At 69.7% G+C, this 18,824-nt stretch carries 14 protein-coding genes and 2 tRNA genes; 7 read left to right on the forward strand and 9 right to left on the reverse strand.

What is annotated here, in order from left to right:
- Window positions 1-14 precede the first annotated feature (14 nt).
- The 3 genes from BM360_RS18595 to BM360_RS18605 all read left to right on the forward strand — a co-directional run bounded on the left by BM360_RS18595 (window position 15) and on the right by BM360_RS18605 (window position 6,204).
- On the forward strand, window positions 15-3,305 hold the full coding sequence (locus BM360_RS18595; RefSeq protein ID WP_093317145.1) for an error-prone DNA polymerase: 3,291 nt from the start codon (window positions 15-17) through the stop codon (window positions 3,303-3,305).
- A gap of 72 nt (window positions 3,306-3,377) precedes the next feature.
- On the forward strand, window positions 3,378-4,088 hold the full coding sequence (locus BM360_RS18600; RefSeq protein ID WP_242653569.1) for an alpha/beta hydrolase: 711 nt from the start codon (window positions 3,378-3,380) through the stop codon (window positions 4,086-4,088).
- Window positions 4,089-4,137: 49 nt separating this feature from the next.
- Window positions 4,138-6,204 carry an EAL domain-containing protein gene (locus BM360_RS18605; RefSeq protein WP_093317147.1) on the forward strand — a complete coding sequence of 689 codons (2,067 nt, stop codon included), beginning with the start codon at window positions 4,138-4,140 and terminating at the stop codon, window positions 6,202-6,204.
- Here BM360_RS18605 and BM360_RS18610 read toward each other — a convergent pair whose 3' ends face one another.
- On the reverse strand, window positions 6,205-6,600 hold the full coding sequence (locus tag BM360_RS18610; RefSeq protein ID WP_093317150.1) for an acyl-CoA thioesterase: 396 nt from the start codon (window positions 6,598-6,600) through the stop codon (window positions 6,205-6,207).
- Window positions 6,597-8,723 (reverse strand): S9 family peptidase, encoded by a 2,127-nt coding sequence (locus tag BM360_RS18615; protein WP_423228919.1) that lies wholly within the window; start codon window positions 8,721-8,723, stop codon window positions 6,597-6,599. The genes BM360_RS18610 and BM360_RS18615 overlap by 4 nt, the downstream gene beginning before the upstream one ends.
- An 80-nt stretch (window positions 8,724-8,803) precedes the next feature.
- Here BM360_RS18615 and BM360_RS18620 point away from each other — a divergent pair, with 80 nt between their 5' ends.
- Together BM360_RS18620 and BM360_RS18625 are read left to right on the forward strand one after the other, a co-directional pair.
- Window positions 8,804-10,615: an aminopeptidase P family protein gene (locus tag BM360_RS18620; protein WP_093317152.1), complete on the forward strand. Its 1,812-nt coding sequence runs from the start codon at window positions 8,804-8,806 to the stop codon at window positions 10,613-10,615.
- Entirely contained in the window at window positions 10,612-11,214 is a 603-nt protein-coding gene (locus BM360_RS18625) for a glutathione peroxidase (RefSeq protein WP_093317155.1), read from the forward strand. The genes BM360_RS18620 and BM360_RS18625 overlap by 4 nt, the downstream gene beginning before the upstream one ends.
- Window positions 11,215-11,354: 140 nt before the next feature.
- On the opposite strand, the gene BM360_RS19725 is transcribed toward BM360_RS18625, so the two are convergent.
- Window positions 11,355-11,528, reverse strand: coding sequence for a hypothetical protein (locus BM360_RS19725; protein WP_165611322.1), 174 nt, complete (start codon window positions 11,526-11,528; stop codon window positions 11,355-11,357).
- A 43-nt stretch (window positions 11,529-11,571) separates the two neighbouring features.
- On the opposite strand from BM360_RS19725, the gene BM360_RS18635 reads away from it, so the two are divergent.
- A tRNA-Thr gene (locus tag BM360_RS18635) sits at window positions 11,572-11,646 on the forward strand.
- Window positions 11,647-12,032: 386 nt separating this feature from the next.
- On the opposite strand, the gene BM360_RS18640 is transcribed toward BM360_RS18635, so the two are convergent.
- Window positions 12,033-12,109 (reverse strand) — tRNA-Asp (locus BM360_RS18640).
- Between the two features lie 80 nt (window positions 12,110-12,189).
- On the reverse strand, window positions 12,190-13,389 hold the full coding sequence (locus BM360_RS18645; RefSeq protein ID WP_093317161.1) for an AI-2E family transporter: 1,200 nt from the start codon (window positions 13,387-13,389) through the stop codon (window positions 12,190-12,192).
- A gap of 308 nt (window positions 13,390-13,697) precedes the next feature.
- On the opposite strand from BM360_RS18645, the gene BM360_RS18650 reads away from it, so the two are divergent.
- A complete protein-coding gene (locus tag BM360_RS18650; RefSeq protein ID WP_093317163.1) occupies window positions 13,698-14,342 on the forward strand; it encodes a cell wall hydrolase in 645 nt (214 codons plus the stop codon).
- A 39-nt stretch (window positions 14,343-14,381) separates the two neighbouring features.
- On the opposite strand, the gene BM360_RS18655 is transcribed toward BM360_RS18650, so the two are convergent.
- Genes BM360_RS18655 through BM360_RS18670 form a run of 4 tightly spaced genes read right to left on the reverse strand, consistent with a single transcriptional unit; the run spans window position 14,382 to window position 18,797 of the window.
- The gene (locus BM360_RS18655; protein ID WP_093317165.1) at window positions 14,382-14,696 is read right to left on the reverse strand and encodes a hypothetical protein; all 315 of its coding nucleotides are present in this window, start codon (window positions 14,694-14,696) and stop codon (window positions 14,382-14,384) included.
- 10 nt (window positions 14,697-14,706) lie between these two features.
- The gene (locus BM360_RS18660; protein WP_093317168.1) at window positions 14,707-16,116 is read right to left on the reverse strand and encodes an MBOAT family O-acyltransferase; all 1,410 of its coding nucleotides are present in this window, start codon (window positions 16,114-16,116) and stop codon (window positions 14,707-14,709) included.
- On the reverse strand, window positions 16,117-17,481 hold the full coding sequence (locus tag BM360_RS18665; RefSeq protein WP_242653570.1) for an SGNH/GDSL hydrolase family protein: 1,365 nt from the start codon (window positions 17,479-17,481) through the stop codon (window positions 16,117-16,119).
- Window positions 17,478-18,797, reverse strand: a complete 1,320-nt coding sequence (locus tag BM360_RS18670) for a DUF459 domain-containing protein (protein WP_093317170.1) — start codon at window positions 18,795-18,797, stop codon at window positions 17,478-17,480. Before BM360_RS18670 ends, BM360_RS18665 begins: the two co-directional genes overlap by 4 nt.
- Between the last annotated feature and the right edge of the window lie 27 nt (window positions 18,798-18,824).

Genomic DNA, 18,824 nt, shown 5'->3' on the forward strand with positions numbered 1-18,824 from the left:
CGCCGCTCTCTGCCATGACCTACGCCGAACTCCAGGTAACGACGCACTTCTCCTTCCTGCGCGGCGTCTCGTCCTGCGACGAGCTGTTCGCCGCCGCCGCTTTGCTCGGCCATGACGTGCTGGGCATCACCGATCGCAACTCGGTCGCCGGCCTCGTCCGCGCGATGGTGGCGGCGCGCGCGACGGGCATCCGCGCCCTGCCGGGCTGCCGGCTCGACCTGATGGACGGCGCCTCGCTGCTCGTCTGGCCGGAGGATCGCGAGGGCTGGCGCCGCCTCGTCCGCCTGCTGACGACGGGCAAGGGGCGCGCGGACCCGAAAGCGGGCGAGAAGGGCCAATGCTTCCTCCACTGGGAGGATGTCGCCACGCTCGATCGCGGCCTCGTCGCCGCGCTGGTGCCGGGGGAGGCCGATGCCGCGACGCAGGCCGGCCTCGCGCAGATGGCCGACATCTTCGGCAAGGGCGCACACCTCTGCCTCACCCACCGCCGCCGTCCGGGCGAGGCGGCCCGGCTCGCCGCGCTGGCGGCGATGGCGGAGCGCTTCGGCGCGACGCCGCTCGCCACCGGCGACATCCTCTATCACACGCCCGACCGGCGGCTGCTGCACGATGTCGTCACCGCCATCCGCCACAAATGCACCATCGACGATCTCGGCTTCCGCCGCACGCGCTTCGCCGACCGCCATCTGCAATCGGTCGAGGAGATGGAGCGCCGCTTCGCCCGCGTGCCCGACGCCATCCGCGCCACCCGCGCCATCGTCGAGCGCTGCACCTTCCGCCTGACCGACCTCAGCTATCAATATCCCGACGAGCTGGTGATGACCGGCCAGACGCCGCAGCGCGCGCTGGAGAAACTGGCCTGCGCCGCGCTGCGCACGCGGTTCGGCGGCCGCCCCCCGCCCGACTATGTCCGGCTGATCCGGCACGAGCTGCGGCTCGTCCGGCAGATGCGCTACGCCCCCTATTTCCTGACGGTGAATTCGATCGTCGCTTATGCGCGCAGCCAGGGCATCCTCTGCCAGGGCCGCGGCTCGGCGGCCAATTCGATGATCTGCTTCGTGCTCGGCATCACCTCGATCGATCCGGTGCAGCACCAGCTGCTGTTCGAGCGGTTCATCTCCACAAACCGCGACGAGCCGCCCGACATCGATGTCGATTTCGAGCATGAGCGGCGCGAGGACGTGATCCAGTGGATCTACAACACCTATGGCCGCAATCACGCCGCGCTCACCGCCGTGGTCAGCCGCTTCCGTGCGCGCGGGTCGGTGCGTGAAGTCGGCAAGGCGCTCGGCCTGTCGGAAGACCTGACCGGCGCGCTCGCCGGCCAGGTGTGGGGCTGGTCGGTCGAGGGCGTCGGCGAGAAACATGTCGAGGCGCTCAACATGGATGCCGGCGATCCGCGCATCGCGCTGACGCTTGATCTCGCCCGCCAGCTGATCGGCACGCCGCGCCATCTGTCGCAGCATCCGGGCGGCTTCGTGCTGACGCGCGACCGGCTGGACGATCTCGTGCCGATCGAGCCGGCCGCCATGATCGACCGGCAGGTGATCGAATGGGAAAAGGACGATATCGAGGAGCTTAAGTTCATGAAGGTCGACGTGCTCGGCCTCGGCATGCTCGGCTGCATGCGCCGCGCCTTCGATCTGCTGCGCGCCCATCGCGGGCTGGACATGACCCTCTCAAGCGACGCGCTGCAGAGCGACGACCCGGCCACCTACAGGATGATCCAGAAGGCCGACACGCTCGGCACCTTCCAGATCGAGAGCCGTGCGCAAATGTCGATGCTGCCGCGGATGAGGCCCGTCACCTTCTACGACATCGTCATCCAAGTCGCGATCGTGCGGCCAGGGCCGATCCAGGGCGACATGGTCCATCCCTATCTCCGCCGCCGCGAGGGGCGGGAGGCGGCGGAATATCCCAAGCCCGAGCTGAAGGCGGTGCTGGAGAAGACGTTCGGCGTGCCGCTGTTCCAGGAACAGGCGATGAAGGTGGCGATCGTCGGCGCAGGCTTCACGCCGGCCGAGGCGGATGGGCTGAGGCGCGCGATGGCGACGTTCAAGATGACCGGCGGCGTCGCCCATTATCACGACAAGATGGTCGAGGGCATGGTGGCCAACGGCTACAGGCGCGACTTCGCCGAGCGCACGTTCAAGCAGATCGAAGGCTTCGGCAGCTACGGCTTCCCCGAGAGCCACGCCGCATCCTTCGCCAAGATCGCCTACGCCTCGTCGTGGGTGAAGTGCCACCATCCCGACATCTTCTGCGCCGCCTTGCTCAACGCGCAGCCGATGGGCTTCTACGCGCCGGCACAGATCGTCCGCGATGCGCGCGCACACGGTGTCGAGGTGCGGCCGCCCTGCATCAACGACAGCGGCTGGGATACGCGGCTGCTGGACGGGGACCAAGGCCGCTACCTGCCGCTGCGCCTGGGCCTGCGCGTGACGCTGGGGCTCGCCGAGGACGAGGCGGTGAAGATCGTCGTCGAGCGCGAGGCGAACGGCCCGTTCACCTCGGTCGAGGATGTCTGGCGGCGCGCGCGCGTGTCGCGGGGCACGCTGGAACGGCTGGCCGATGCGGATGCCTTCGCCTGTTTCGGGCATGACCGGCGGCAGGCGATCTGGCGCGTGCGCGGCCTTGCCGCCGCGGCCGAGCTGCCGCTGTTCGCCGCCGCCGCCCTGCGCGAGCAGGAGCGCGAGCCTGCCGTCGCGCTCGCCCCCATGACGGAGGGGCGCGAGGTGGTGGAGGATTACCGCGCCACCCAGATGAGCCTGCGCGCCCATCCGCTCGCTTTCCTCCGACCCGAACTGAGGCGTCGCGGCATCCGCACCTGCGCCGATCTGCTGGGCATCAAGGATGGGTCACGTGTCGAGGTCGCCGGCATCATCCTCGTCCGGCAGAAGCCGGGCAGCGCCAAGGGCGTGCTGTTCATCACCATCGAGGACGAGACGGGGATCGCCAACGGCATCCTCTGGCCCGACCGATTCGAGGCGCAGCGCCGCACCGTGCTGTCCGCGGCGATGATCGGCATCGTCGGCCGCGTGCAGAAGCAGGATCAGGTGATCCACGTCATCGCCGACCGCGTGGTCGACCATACCGACCTGCTCCGCCGCGTCGGCGAGATGGACTTTCCCCATCGCCCCGGCCCCGGCGACGGCGCCACGCATGGCGGCGCACCCGACCGCGGCGAGAAAGCGGGCGAGCGCGAGGCGTGGGAGCGCCGCGTGCGCGACAGCTATCACAAGCCCTTCCGCACCGGCGCCGATCCCGAGGACCTGATCCGCCAGCCGAGCCACGATTTCCACTGAGCCGGCCTGTCGCCGATCTGAAATCTCCGGCTGCGCTTGAAAGCCTGTCACGCGCTTGTCACATACTGCCCGATGGCTTCGCTCGCTCCCTTGTCTGCCGATTCGCGACCGCCCTCCTTCCGCCTGATGCTGGCGGAGGCGGGCGTGCTGGCGGATTGGCTGCGCGTCCGGCGCACGCCGCTGCCGGAGATGGTGGCGGGCAATGGCCGCCCCGTCATGGTGATCCCCGGCTTCCTCACCAGCGACGTGCGCACCGCGGCGCTGCGCCGTGCGCTCACCGCGGCCGGCTATGATGCGCATGGCTGGGGCCTCGGCCGCAATCTCGGCGTCACCCCGCATCTGCTCGACGCGTTGGAGGATCGCATCCGCACGGCCGGCGACGGCCGCCCCGTCGCGCTGGTCGGCTGGAGCCTCGGCGGCCTTTATGCGCGCGAGCTTGCCGCCCGCACGCCCGATCTGGTCGAGCGCGTGGTGACGATGGGCTCGCCCTTCTCGGGCGATCCGCGCGGCAACAATGCGTGGCGCCTGTATGAAAGCGTCGCCGGCCACCCCGTCGATGCACCGCCCATCCCGCGGCACGGCGCACCCAAGCCGCCCGTGCCGACCATCGCCCTCTGGTCGCGCCGCGACGGCATCGTCGCGCCGGCCTGCGCGCGCGGCGACGAGGCCGAATCGGATCGCCGGATCGAGGTGGATTGCCTCCATATGGGATTCATCGTCAGCCCCGCGGCGATCCGCGCTGTGCTGGCGGCGCTCGATGCGCGAATTGAGTCCACGCATTAACCAGATTTCCTGACGGGGGCGAAACGCGCCATGGGGCACAGGCTGCACCATGGCATCCGCCCGCCCCGCTTTGCCCACCGGCCTCCGCCGCCTTCTCGGCGGTGGCGGCGATCTTCCACCCCAGCTGGCGGAGGATCCGGAGCGGGAGCAGGGCCGCCTCGCGCAGGTGCTGGTCCGCGAGTTCGAGGATCAGGGCAGCGGCTGGTTCTGGCAGACCGACCGCGATGGCAGCATCACCTATCTGTCCGCCAAGGTCGCGCGGATCGTCGCCGACGGGCCGGCCATCGGCCTGACGCTCGCCCGCCTGTTCCAGTCGCAAAGCGGTGCGGCGCAGAGCGAGCGCACGCTCAACTTCCATCTCTCCTCGCGCACCTCCTTCACCGATCTGTCCGTCCGCACTGCGGCGCAGCCCGAGGAGCGCTGGTGGTCCATGTCGGGCCGGCCGATGTTCGACGATCTCGGCAACTTCCAAGGTTTCGTCGGCTCCGGCAGCGACCTGACCGAGAAACGCCGCGCGCAGGCGGAGATCACCCGCCTGGCGCTGTTCGACGGGCTGACCGGCCTCGCCAATCGCCAGCGCATGCGCTCCACGCTCGATCAGGCGCTGGCGCACAGCCGCCTGTCCTACCGTGCCACCGCACTGATGCTGCTCGATCTCGACCGGTTCAAGGCGGTCAACGACACGCTCGGCCACCAGACGGGCGACGCGCTGCTGCAGCAGGTGGCGACACGGCTCCAGCGCTGCGTCGGCGAGGCGGGGCTGGTCGGGCGGCTCGGCGGCGACGAATTCCAGGTGCTGCTCTCGGGCGATGTCGGCCGCGACCGGCTGACCGCGCTTGCCGGCACCATCATCGAGGCGCTGTCGCAGGCCTATCTGCTGTCGGGCTCGTCCATCTCGATCGGCTGTTCCATCGGCATTGCGGTGGCACCGCACGACGGCGACGATTCGGACGTGCTGATCCGCAATGCCGATCTCGCCCTCTATGCCGCCAAGGCCGACGGGCGCGGCGTACACCGTTTCTACCGGCCCGAAATGCTCGCCGGTGCGCAGAGCCGCCGCCAGCTGGAAGACGATCTGCGTGTCGCGCTGCGCGAGGATCAGCTCTACGTCGCCTACCAGCCCGTCGTCAGCCTGAAGCAGGGGCGGATCGCCGGCTATGAGGCGCTGCTGCGCTGGAACCATCCAGAGCGCGGGCTCGTCTCGCCGGCCGAGTTCATCCCCGTCGCCGAGGATTGCGGGCTGATCGAGGCGTTGGGCGAATGGGTGCTGCGCACCGCGGTAGCGGAGGCCGCCAACTGGCCGGCCGGCGTGCGCGTCGCCGTTAACGTCTCGCCCATCCAGTTCGCCAATCCGGCGCTTCCCGCGCTCGTCACCAGCGCGCTCGCCGCCGCCGGCCTGCCGTCCGACCGGCTGGAGCTAGAGATCACCGAGAGCGTCTTCCTCAACGACGGCGCCGCGTCGGAGGAGATGTTCCGGCGCCTGAAGTCGCTCGGCGTGCGGCTCGCGCTCGACGATTTCGGCACCGGCTACTCGTCGCTCGGCTATCTGCGCACCGCGCCCTTCGACAAGATCAAGATCGACCAGAGCTTCGTACGCGGGGCGGCGGAGCCCGGCAGCCGCAATGCCGCCATCATCCAGGCGATCGTCACGCTCGCCGACACGCTCGGCATGGAGACGACCGCGGAAGGCGTCGAGCTGCAGGACGAGATCGAGCTGATTCGGAAGCTCGGCTGCTCGCACATCCAGGGCTATGTCTATGGCCGTGCCGTGCCCGCCGCGGAGGTGCGCGCGCAGCTCGGCCAGAGCGAGGCACCGGCCCCCTCCGGCCACAAGATCAGCCGCCGGCCGCGCCTGAAGGTGCTGCGCCGCGCGCGCGTGCAGATCGGAAATCGCACCAGCGAGGTCCGCATCCGCAATCTCTCCGCCACCGGCGCGATGATCGACGGAATCGACTTCGCCGTGCCGGAGCCCGGCACGCAGCTGCTGATCGAGCTGAGCGACGACAAGATGATCGCGGCGACCCTGCGCTGGTGCCGGGGCGGGCAGGCCGGCCTCGAATTCGCCGAGCTGATCAACCTCGAACTGCTGAACGCCCCCGCCCGCCGCGCGGCGTGATCAGCCGGCGCTGAACGGCGCCACCACGTGCGGCGGCACACGCAGCGGCCGGCCGCTCGCCTTGTCGACGATCGCCCATGTGGTCCGCGCCTTGACGTGGATGCGGCCGCCCTCGCCGACGAACTCCATCAGGCGGTCCATCCGCGCGCCCTGCGGCGGATCGGGCACCCAGGTCCGCGCGGTCACCGTGCCGCCGGGGCCGAGCGCGCGGAGATAGTCGATCTCGTGCCGCGTCACGACCCAGACATAGGCCTCGACATGCGCCGGATAGGCCAGCGCATGCCAGTGCGCGGTGGCGACCTCCTCCATCCAGCGCACCCACACCGCATTGTTGACGTGGCCGAGGATGTCGATGTCTGCCGGGCCTGCGGTGAGGGTCAGCTCGAACGGAGTCACTGGGCGCTCGCGGGCCCCGCCCCGCCCATCTGCGTCAGCACGAAGGCATAGGCTTCCGCATCCTCGCGCAGATTGTCGAACCGGCCGGACTTGCCGCCATGGCCCGCCCCCATGTTGATCTTCAGCAGCAGCAGATTGTCGTCCGTCTTGGTCGCGCGCAGCCGCGCGGCCCACTTGGCCGGCTCCCAATAGGTCACGCGCGGATCATTGAGGCCGCCCGTGATCAGCATGGGCGGATAGGCCTTGGCGGTCACGTTGTCATAGGGGCTGTAGGACCGCAGCAGCTCGAACGCCGCCTTGTCGGTGATCGGATTGCCCCATTCCGGCCACTCGCCGGGGGTGAGCGGCAGGCTCTCGTCCTGCATGGTGTTGAGCACGTCGACGAACGGCACGTCCGCCACCACCGCTCCCCACAGATCGGGATCGGTATTGGCGACGACGCCCATCAGCTCGCCGCCCGCGGAGCCGCCGTTGATCGCGATCCCGCCGGCCTTGGTGAAGCCCGCCGCGATCAGCCCCTTGGCCGCATCGGAGAAGTCGTGGAACGTGTTCCAGCGCTGCTTGGCCTTGCCCTGGAGATACCAGTCATAGCCGAGATCGTCGCCGCCGCGGATATGCGCGATGGCATAGGCCCAGCCGCGATCCAGCAGCGAGAGGCGGATCGTCGAGAAGCTCGGCGGAATGGCATGGCCGTAGGCGCCGTAGGCGTAGAGGAAGACCTTGCCCGATCCGTCCTTCGGGAAGCCCTTTGGGTAAACGATCGACACCGGGATCGTCTTGCCGTCGCGCGCCGGCACCATCAGCCGCTCGGTCGCATAGCGGCTCGGATCGTAGCCGGAGGGGATCTCCTGCACCTTCAGCGCGGTCAGCTGCGCGGTCGCCGGATCGTAATCGAACACCGTGGATGGCGTCACCATCGACGAATAGCCGAGCCGGTAGGTCGCGGGATCATATTCGGGATTGCCGCCCAACGACGCGGTATAGCTCGCCTCGGGGAAGGGCACGCGACGCTCGGCGCCCGAATAGTCACGCAGCCGGATCTGATCGAGCCCGTCCACCCGCTCCTGCACGACGAGGTGCCGGGCGAAGGCGGTGATGCCGCGCAGGTAGACGCGGTCCGATCCGGGGATCACCGTCGTCCACCGGTCGGCCGCCTTGGGGTCGGCTGTCGCGACGCGGAAATTGACGTGATCGTCGTTGGTCAGGATCCACAATTTGCCGTTGGCGGAATCGACCGAATATTGCCGCTCCACCTTGCGCGGGCTGACCAGGATGGCCGCCGCCGCAGGGTCGGCGGCGGGCACCAGCCGCACCTCGGTGGTCTGGTTGTCGCCCGCCGATATGGTGATCCACTGGCGATCCTGCGTGCGGCCGACATGCACCTGGAAGCCGTCGTCCGGCTCCGAATAGAGCAGCCGGTCCGTCTTGGGATCGGTGCCGAGCCGGTGCAGCTTGGCCCGGTCCACGCGCCAATTGTCGTTGACCTCGCCATAGACGAGCGCCTGCGAATCCGAACTCCACGCCACCCCGCCGTTCAGGATCGCGGTGACCGTCTCGATGTCGCGCCCCGTCGCCAGATCGCGGATCTTCAGCGTGAAGCGTTCTGCCCCGCTCGTATCCGCCGCCCAGGCCAGCAGCCGGCCGTCGGGCGAAACGGAGGCGACCGACAGGCGGAAATAATCCTTGCCCGCCGCCTCTGCCGGCTCGTCGAGGAACAGCTGCGCCTCGCCGCCGCCAACAGGCTTGCGGAACCACTGCCGATATTGCGCCCCCGGCTTGAACGCCCACCAGTAGAGCCAGTCGCCATCCTTCTGCGGCACGGACGAATCGTCCTGCTTGAGGCGGCCCTTCATCTCCTCGAACAGCGTCTCGACGAGCTGCTCGTGCGGCTTCATCGCCGCGTCGAAATAGGCGTTCTCCGCCTTGAGATAGGCCAGCACCTCCGGGTCATCGACCTTGGGATAGCCCTGATCCTTCAGCCAGAAATAGGGATCCTCGATGGTGATGCCGTGGCGGGTCGAGCTGTGCGGTTTAAAGGCGGCAACCGGCGGCGGCGGCAGGGTCTGGGACAAAAGGGCCTCGCTGGAAAACAGGGCAAGCAGGAGAGCAAACGGCAGGCGCATCCAAGGAGTTTCCCCGCGGCTGGCGCCCGGGGCCCCGCGCGCCTATCCTTGGGAGCAGATAGATAGAGGGAAGGGACCCCATGTCCACCTATGCCGACCGGCTGGCGGCGCTGCGTGCCGAGCTGGCCCGCCGCCGCCTCGACGGCTTCGTCGTGCCGCTGACCGATGAACATATGAGCGAATATGTCGGCGCCTACGCTCAGCGCCTTGCCTGGCTGACAGGCTTCCAAGGCTCCGCCGGCTCCGCGGTGGTGCTGCCCGAGCAGGCGGCCATCTTCGTCGATGGCCGCTACACGCTCCAGGTGCGCGAGCAGGTGTCGGCCGATCACTGGTCCTACCAGTCGGTGCCGCAGACCAGCATCGCCGACTGGCTGGCGGGCAACGTCACCGGCGGCGCGCGCATCGGCTACGATCCGTGGCTCCACACCAAGGGCTGGGTCGAGAGTGCGACGCGCGCGCTGGCGGAAAAGGGCGCGGAACTGATCGCCGTCGATACCAATCCGATCGACGCGGTGTGGCCCGATCGCCCGCTGCCGTCCGACGCGCGCCTCGTCGTCCAGCCCGATGCGCTGGCCGGCCGCTCGTCGGCCGAGAAGCGCGCCGCCATCGCCGATTGGCTGGGCGAAAAGCGAGCCGACGCCGCCGTCCTCTCCGCGCTCGACTCAATCGCCTGGACGTTCAACGTCCGCGGTCAGGATGTGGAGCGCACGCCCGTTGCGCTGGCCTATGCGCTGGTCAATGCGGACGGCACCGCCGACCTGTTCGCGGCGCCCGAGAAGATCGACGAGACGGTGGCGCAGCACCTCGGCAATGCCGTGCGCGTCCATGATCGTGCCGCCTTTGCCGGCCACCTCGCCGGCTTCGCGGGAAAGCGTGTCGCCGCCGACCCGGACCGCGCCGTCTCCGCCATCTTCGCCGCGCTGAAATCGGCTGGCGCGACCGTGCTGGAGCTGCGCGACCCCGCGGTGCTGCCCAAGGCGATCAAGAACGAGGCCGAGATTGCCGGCACCAGGGCCGCACACCTGCGCGACGGCGCCGCCCTCACCCGCTTCCTCCACTGGCTGTCGGTCGAGGCGCCCAAGGGCGAGCTGGACGAGCTGTCCGCACAGGAGAAGCTGCGCGCCTTCCGGGCGGAGACGGGCGAGCTGCGCGACCTTTCCTTCGATACGATCTCCGGCGCCGGCCCCAATGGCGCGGTGGTCCACTACCGCGTGTCGGAGGAGACGAATCGCCGGATCGAGCCGAACAGCCTCTATCTCGTCGATTCGGGCGGCCAGTATCAGGACGGCACCACCGACGTGACGCGCACCATCGCGGTCGGCGCGCCGACGGCGGAGATGCAGGATCGCTTCACCCGTGTGCTGAAAGGCCATATCGCGCTCGCCCGCGCCATCTTCCCGGCGGGCACGCGCGGCAGCCAGCTCGATACGCTCGCACGCCAATATCTCTGGGCGGCGGGCCTCGATTATGCGCACGGGACCGGTCACGGCGTCGGCAGCTATCTGTCGGTGCACGAAGGGCCGCAACGCATCGCGCCCGGCGGTTCCGGCTTCGCCGGCGGGGACGAGCCGCTGGCCGCGGGCATGATCCTCTCCAACGAGCCCGGCTATTACAAGACGGGCGCCTATGGCATCCGCATCGAGAACCTCGTGCTGGTCGCCCCGCGCGACATCGCAGGCGCGGAGAAGGCCTGCCTCGGCTTCGAGACGTTGACCTTCGCGCCGATCGACCGCACGCTTGTCGATCTCGGCCTGCTCGACTCGCAGGAACGCGCGTGGCTCGATGGGTATCATGCCGACGTGCTGCGCCTGATCGGTCCGCTGGTGCCGAAGGATGTGCGCGTCTGGTTGAACGCGGCGTGCGCGCCGATCGAGGGGGAACAGGGTCGATGAAGCGCAGTATCGCACTGGGGATTGCAGGGTTCGTGCTGGCCGGCGCCGCCGTTGGCTACGCCCAGTTCCCGAAGACGCCGCCCACCCCGCCGCTGCCGACGGCGCAGGCCGCGCGGCTGACCGCATGGGATTTCCGCCTGACCGCGATCGACGGCGCGCCGATGCCGCTCAGCCAGTATCGCGGCAAGGTGGTGCTGCTGGTCAACACCGCCAGCTTCTGCGGCTTCAAGAAGCAGTTTGCCGGCCTCCAGCAGCTGCAGGACACCTATGCGAAGCGCGGCTTCGTGCTGATCGGCGTGCCATCGGGCAGCTTCAAGGACCAGGAATACGGGTCCAACAAGGAAATCGCCGATCACTGCAACACCACCGGCATCCGCTTCCCCATGGCGGAGAAGGCGCCGGTGGTCGGCCCGGGCGCCTTGCCCATCTATCGCTGGGCGGCGGCCAAGGTCGGCGGAGACAACACGCCGCGCTGGAACTTCCACAAATATCTGATCGGCCGCGACGGCCGTCGCGTGACCCCGTTCGGCACGATGACCGACCCGTCCGATCCCAAGCTGCACGAAGCGATCGAAGCCGCGCTGAAACAGCGCGCCTGAACAGCGTGATCCAGCCGTCCCGCGATTGATGGGGGCGGCTGGATCACCTGCTCGCCTTTCCCCGTCGCCCCGGCGCAGGGCCTCGGTCGGCAGAGCACCCCGCCTCGCCTTCAGCACCCCACCCATGCCGCGGCGGCGACTCAGCTCTCCGCTGACCGCTCTGCTGCCGCCTGCTCCCCCGCCGCGTCAGCCTCCCGTGCCTGCGCCTTCCTGCGCCGCAGATTCGCCCGCAGCGCCTCGGCCAGCCGGCGCTCCCGTTCCGGATCGTCCTTGCTCATCGTCACCGAATATCGCGGTGGGTTGACCTCGCCCACCGCTTTCTCCATAGGCGCGGACCTTCGCGGACAAGTCCGTCGTGCTGCCGTAGCTCAGTGGTAGAGCGCATCCTTGGTAAGGCTGAGGTCGTGAGTTCAATCCTCACCGGCAGCACCATTTTTCCAGCCCCGGCCATGGCGCCGCTGGTGATGTCGGAAATGCGCGATTAGGAACCGGGCCGGTTCCTTCTCAGCCCGCGCGCGCCGCCCCCACATCGATTTTCATGCAATACCCTAGGGCAGCGCCTGTCCGTCCTACAGCCTTACCGGACAAGGGCCTCTAGGTGTCCACTTTGTCCTCTTAAGCGCGGCTGTGCCCATTCGTGCTGAGCTTTTCGCAGCAGCGCCCCCATTGCCCTGCTCAGACCGGCAGGCCCAAAGCGAACGGAGCCGAATTCGGCGAGGCGCGCTCGAAGAGACCCAGCAGCGGGCCGCAAAGGCTCGCCAATTACTTGATCCGGAGCTGTCGAAATCTCTGCCTACAGCCGCCGACCCTCTGGGGGGTGGCGCGAGTGACGGGGCTCGAACCCGCGACCTCCGGCGTGACAGGCCGGCGCTCTAACCAACTGAGCTACACCCGCATTCGCCGTCCCGGCTGTGCGAGGCGCGCCGACTATGCGAGCCGCGAGGTGGTGTCAACAGCCTTCGCGTGGGAGGGCGATCAATCTGTCGATCGGCGCCCGCGCGGATCGGCGGCGGCATCCTCGTGCATCGTCTTGGTCAGCGTGCCGTCCTCGAACAGGAAGCCGGCGATATCGGGCTTTCCCGCCGCATCCAGCACCGTTTTCAGGATGATCAGGAGCGGCACCGCCAGCAGCGCGCCCGTCGTCCCCCACACCCAGCCCCAGAAGCTCAAGGCGACGAGGATCAGCAGCGGGCTGATCGTCAGCCGCCGTCCGACCAGGGTCGGCGTCAGGACGTTCGCCTCGACGAGGTGCAGCGCGACGAACACGGCGGCGGGCACCAGCGCATACCAGGGATCGGGAAAGGTCATCAGCCCGCCCAGCGCCAGCAGCAGCGCCGAGGCGATCGGCCCGAAATAGGGGATGTAATTGGCCAGCGCGACGATGCCGCCCCACATGAGCGGCGACGGCATGCCCAGCATCCACAGCGCGAAGGCGAGCACGGCGCCCAGCGAAATGTTGATGACGGTGATCGTCGCCAGATAGGCCGAGGTGCGGTCCACCACCTCCTGAATCACCCGCGCCGTCGCCATGGCGGAGGAGAAGCTGCCGCGGCTGGTGATCGTCCGCCGCCGCATCCGCGTCCAGCCCGACAGGAAGAAGAAGATGACGAGGATGGCGAAGAAGGTCTGCACGATCGCGTAAGGCGCGGCGGTGGTCAGGATATCGATCAGGGAGGTCGGCGTCTCCGCCACCACCGTCCGCCGCGCGGCCGCCGGCGTGCGGGCGACCATCTTCACCGTATCGTCGATGAACCGCTCGAGGCTGGAATAAAGCTCCAGCACGGGCGAGAGATTGTCGCGGATCAGGCCGATGCGCGTCGGCAGGCGGCGGAACCAGTCACTCGCCGGCACCACGATCGAGCCGATCGCGAAGACGGCCACGGCGATGAACAGCAGCACGCAGAGGAGCGCCGAAATGCCGGACGGCACGCGCCGCCGCTCAAGCCACTCCAGCGCCGGCACCAGCGCCACCGCGATCACCAGAGCGGCGGTGACCGGCAGGAAGAACTCCGCGCCAGAGCGGAGTGCGAACGGCACCGCAAGCGCAAGGCCGAGCCCGGCGATGAGCGTCAGCGCCGCCAGCAGACGGTCACGGCGGAAGGCACTCTCGTGCGAGTCCGCGATCAGGGGCGAGAGGTGGGCAAGATCGGGCTGTGGATCGGCAGGCAAGGTCATGACGGGCGCGATTCGTTCGAGGTGCACCCGATCTAGCACGGCGTCGCGGCTTCGGCAGGCGAGTCGGGCTAAGAAATGCCCTGTTCATCGTCTTCGTTGCGCGAATGTTGCTCAAGCGGGCGCGGCACCGCCTCCGTTCATCGCGGGGCATTTGCATCGCTGCGATGCGCGCCCGTAACGGACGGCATCCGGTCGTTGGGGCACGACTAGACCAACTCCAGCCCTTACACGACAAGACGTGAACGTCATCCGCGCGCATTGGTTGCGTACGCGCGCGGGGCAGCGTTGGCGCATATCCGGAGTGAAGGATGCGCACCGCGCGTCGACAGAATGCCAAGCCGCTCGCCAGCCTCGCGGCCCTTGCCGCCTTCGTGGCGATCCCGGCGACCCTCAGTTTCATGGCCGAAGCCGCTGATGCCCAGTCGCTCGCCGCCGGCCTGCTCCCCGCCGCCGCCCTGCCCACCGCAGATGCCGCCGCAACCCGCGCCACCCTCCGCCTCGCCGACGATGCCCTGCCCGCGCTGCTGGCGGGCGACAGCGTCGTCACGGGCGTCGATCTGGGCGATGCCGAACAGCGTGCCAGCGCGTCCGACGCCGATCTCGTCTGCATGGCCAAGGTGATCGTGCACGAGGCGCGCAACCAGCCGCGCGCCGGCCAGCTTGCCGTTGCCCAGCTGATCATGGCGCGCGTCCGCACCGGCCGCTTCGCCGACAGCGTCTGCGGCGTCGTCAACCAGCCCGGCCAGTTCTTCAACACCGCCGCCTATGAGCCGGCCCGCGAAGGCGCCGCCTGGGCGACCGCGGTCGCTGTGTCGCGTGAGGCGCTGGAGGGCGCGGCCGATCCGGTCGCCCCCGGTGCCTTGTTCTACCACGCCGCCTATCAAGCGCCGACGAGCTTCTTCCGCGGCCGCCAGCGCGTCGCGACACTCGGGGATCACATCTTCTACCGCTGAGGCTGCTGCACCGCCCTAAGGCGGGTCAGCGGGCGGACGTCACTCCTCCGCCGCGGCCTGGCCCGGCAGGTGCGCGGCCTCGGCCTTCTTCCATTCGGTATGCAGCGCAGCGCGTGGGGCACCCAGCCCCACGCGGTCGGTCGCCGCGCGCCACCAGGCCGTCGCCGCGTTCAGCCGGGCGACGGCGGGGGTTGGCTCCAGCTCCGCCGCCCAGCCATCGATCGCAACGGCGTTGGTCGCCGCCAGGAACAGGGTCGCGGTGGCGATCGCGCCGCTCGCCCAACGCAGCGGATGGCCGCCGAGCACGGTGTGGCCGGGCAGGTCGACTGGGAACTCCTCATCGCGTCGCGCCATGCCGCTGCCCTCAGAACTGATAATAGATGAACGGGGCCACGCCCTCGAAGCGCATGGCATCGATGATCAGGATGGCGACGCCGACGGCCAGCCCGGCGGCCGCTGCCGGCAGGCGGCGGAGCTGGAGCGCGATGGCCGGCATCAGCCGGGGCGGCGCGAAGTGCATCGCCAGCCCGAAGGCGATCAGCACCAGCGCCAGCGGCGTGGCGGTAAGCGCTCCCCAGCCGCGACCGAAACCCGCCAGGTAGGCGGCAGCATCGGCAAAGGTCGGCGCGCGGAAGAAGATCCAGCCGAGCACGACGATGTGGAAGGTGAACAGGATCGTCAGCCAGCGCGGCAGACCCGGCCAGCCCTGCGGACGATATTCGCGCCAAAGCCGCTCCGCGCCCAGCACCAGCCCGTGCAGGCCGCCCCAGATGACGAAGGTCCACTTGGCGCCGTGCCACAGCCCGCCGAGCAGCATCGTGATCGCGAGATTGCGGCAGATATAGGCCACGCCGCCGCGGTTCCCCCCGAGCGCGTCGATATAGAGATAGTCGCGCAGCCAGCTCGACAGGCTGATGTGCCAGCGCCGCCAGAACTCCTGGAGCGAGGCGGAACGATAGGGCTGGTCGAAATTGCGCGGGAAGCGGTAGCCGAGCAAAGCGGCCAAGCCGATCGCCATGTCGGAATAGGCCGAGAAGTCGCAGTAGATCTGCACCGCATAGCCATAGGCCGCGACGATCAGGTCTGCCGCGCCGTGCGCGCCCGGATCGTTGAACACGGGATCGACGAAGCCGGTTGCCAGCTCGGAGGCGATCACCGCTTTCTTGAACAGGCCCCAGACGATCAGGCACAGAGCCATCGCGACCATGCCCCGCTCCAGCCGCGGGCGTGCCTGGAATTGCGGCACCAGGTCCGCCGCACGCACGATCGGCCCGGCGACGAGATGCGGAAAGAAGGACATGAGCAGGGTGATGTCGAGCAGCCCGGCGGGCGGCACGCGGCCCTTGTAGACGTCGACGACGTAGCTGATGCCCTGAAAGGTGAAGAAGGAGACGCCGACGGGCAGGATCACCTGCATCAGCGGCAGATCGCGCTCCACGCCCCCGGCGCGCAGCAGATCGCCCAGCTGCTCGAGGAAGAAGCCGTAATATTTGAAGAAGCCGAGGATCGCGAGATTGGCGATCACGCCCCAGGTGAGCAGCGCCTTCCGCCGCCCGAGCGCCTCCGGATCGGTCCGCGCGATCAGCGCGGCCGTGCCCCAGTTGAGCACCGCCGAGCCGATCAGCAGCGCGACGAAGCGGCCGTCCCAGGCGCCGTAGAACACCCAGCTGGCGAGCAGCAGGATGATCTTGCGCCACTCATTGTCCCGCGCGGCCCAGGCGGCGGTGAAGACGACAAGGAAGAACAGCCCGAAGGTGAGCGTGGGAAACAGCATCTAGCGCGCCGCCGCGTCCAGATCGGCCTGGAGCAGCCGCGCGATGTCGCGCCCGCCCTGCGACTTGAAGTGGATGAAGTCGCCGCGCATCCGCCCGTCCGCCACCCACTTCGCCGCCGCGCAGCCGCCGCCCATGCGCGCCTGCCAGTCCCAGTAGGCGACGCGCAGTTCGCCCGCGATCTTGCGCTGGATCGCGCGCACCTGCGCCAGCGCAGGGGGCGCGAAGAGCGGGCGGGAGGACGGCGGCGTGGGGGCCGGCTGCGCAGGTGGCGGCGCTGCGGGCGCCTCCCCTTCCGCGCGCGCCTGCATGGCGAAGCCGGCGATCGCGTCGGCAAAGGGGTCGGCAGCCGGCGGCGGGGCTGCCGCCACTGCCGGGCGATAGCTGACGCGACAATCGAGCGGCGCGCCCGGCGCATTGGCCTGAAGCGCGGTGTTGCGCGTCAGCGCGTCGGGCGCGCCCAGTAGCAGGATCGGCACGTTACCGGCCAGCCGCCGCAGCCGGCCGATCTGCGTGCGGAGCGTCACCTCGTAGGAGAAGGCGTTGAACGTCGGCGTGAAGCCCTCATTGGTGCCGAAGGCGAGGACGATCATGTCCGGCCGGTAGGCGCGCAGCTCCTCCGCCACCACCGCATCGTCGGCACGGCCGAAATGGACGAGTTGCGAGCCGACGATGCCGACGTTGGAGAGCACCGCGCCGCCATCGTCGCGGAACGTGGCCCAGCTGGTGATCGTCACCGGATCGTCCTCCGCCGTCACCTGCAATTGCGATTGCGGGGCGGAGGTCTCGACGGTGCGGCATTCGGGGCGGGCAGTGGGCGAATCGAAGTCGAGACGCTGCTCGGGCTCGTTGCCGACGCGCAGGATCAGCGCGCCCGCCTGCGGGTTCGCCAGCGCGCAGATCGTCACGCGGTTGAACATCATGTTCGGCTCGGCGACGAGGCCCAGGGTCGCGCCCGGCCGGGTGGAGGTGAGGCTGAACCCCGACACGCCGATGGCCGGCCGCGGGCTGGCCGAGCCACGGCCGAAGCCTGCGGCGATCGACCAGCCGGGCGACATGCTGGCGGTGACGCCGCGGGTCAGATAGCCGTCATAGGGCCGCCCCGCCGCCAGCACGCCGCGTCCGCCGCTGCCACCGCGCGCCTGCAACAGCTCACGCCAGCCGCCGGTTACCGCGTCGCCGGCGGTATGGCTGTCACCGATCTGGAGGATGTGGACCGGGCGGCTGCCCCGCGCCCCCCGCGCGGCGGCGACGCGGGCGAGCACCGGGCGCAGCAGATCGAGATTGCAGGCCGGCCCGGTGCAGGGCGCTGCCGCGGCAGGGGCGGCGAGAGCGGCGGCGGCGAGGAGCGGGATCGCGCGTTTCACCTGTCGCTCCCATTGCCGGGTGCCTGGCCGAGATCGGCGGGCGTCAGATCGAAGGATGGCTCCGGCAGGCGCCGGGTCGGGCTCGGTGGGGTGCGGGCGGGCTCGGCGCGGGCCGGGTCGCGCGGCCGTTCGGTGCGGGCCGGCTCGGTGCGGCTCGGCTCACGGACACGCTCGGCGCGGGGCGGCTCCGTCCGGCTCGGCTCGGGTCGTGACGGTTCGGCGCGCGCAGGCGCCGGTCGCACAGGCTCGCTGCGGACGGGTTCGACGCGCGCGGGCTCGGGACGGGGGCGCTCCGGCCGGGGCGGCGCCGGGGGCACGATCGCAACCGGGGCAGGCGCGGGGGCCACGGGTGCCGCCATGGGCTGGCCGCTCGCCACCTGACGCGCCGCATCGACCAGCGCGCGGATGCGCTGCGCCAGGCTGCGCGTGATCCAGACATAGCCGTTCATCGACATGTGGATGCCGTCGTCCGCGCGGATCAGCACGCGGTGGCCGTCCTTGGGATCGGGCAGATAGGCCGCGTAAGCGCCGCTCGCGTCGGACGAGAAGGGCCGCGTATCGATGAACGGCACGCCCAGCTGCGCCATCTTCGCCGTGTAGAAGGCGTTCATCCGCTGGATGTCGCTGTCGAACGCGGTCTTGCGCATCCGCGGCAGGCCAACCCAATAGACCTGCGCCCCATGGGCGCGCAGCAGCGCGACGAAGCGCTCGACGCGCGCACCGATCTCCGCCTGCCAGGCCGGTGTCAGCAGCGCGGCGGCGCGGCCATTGCCCGTGTAGACGCCCTGCGTGTCGTTCGCCCCGTAGGAGATGACCGCGATGTCGAGCGGCCCCTGCCCCAGCTGCGCGGCGGCGTGGCTTTCGAGGTTGAGGCTCTTGTAGCGGGTGAAGCCGGTCGCCTGCTGGCTGTACTTGATGACGCGGTAGCCGTCCTTGGCCGGCAGCAGCCGGTTGAGGCCCGACCACACGCCGTCGCCGAAGCTGTCGCCGAACACGCCGACGCGGACCGGCCGGTCGGTCCTGACCGTCTCGAACAGCTGCTGGCCGGCGGCAGTCCGCGCACCCAGCACCGCCGCCACCTCTGGCGCGGCCTGCGGGGCGGCAGGCGCGGTCGGCGTCTCAGCGGGTGTCTGGCCGGGTGCGGCGGGGCCATTGGGCGGTGGTGGCAGCGTGCCGGGCTCCACCCCCTGCGGCGCGGGCAGGCCGGGCAGCGGCGCAGGCGCCTCATCCTTGAAGGAGAGACCGATCAGCACGCCCGCGGCGATCCCGAGGAACAGCACGGCGGTCCGATCCACCACCGCCAACCATGGCTTCATCTTGCTGTCGTCCGCCCGTCGCCGCTG

The organism is Sphingomonas jatrophae (genome assembly GCF_900113315.1).
GTDB classification, from domain to species: domain Bacteria; phylum Pseudomonadota; class Alphaproteobacteria; order Sphingomonadales; family Sphingomonadaceae; genus Sphingomonas_P; species Sphingomonas_P jatrophae.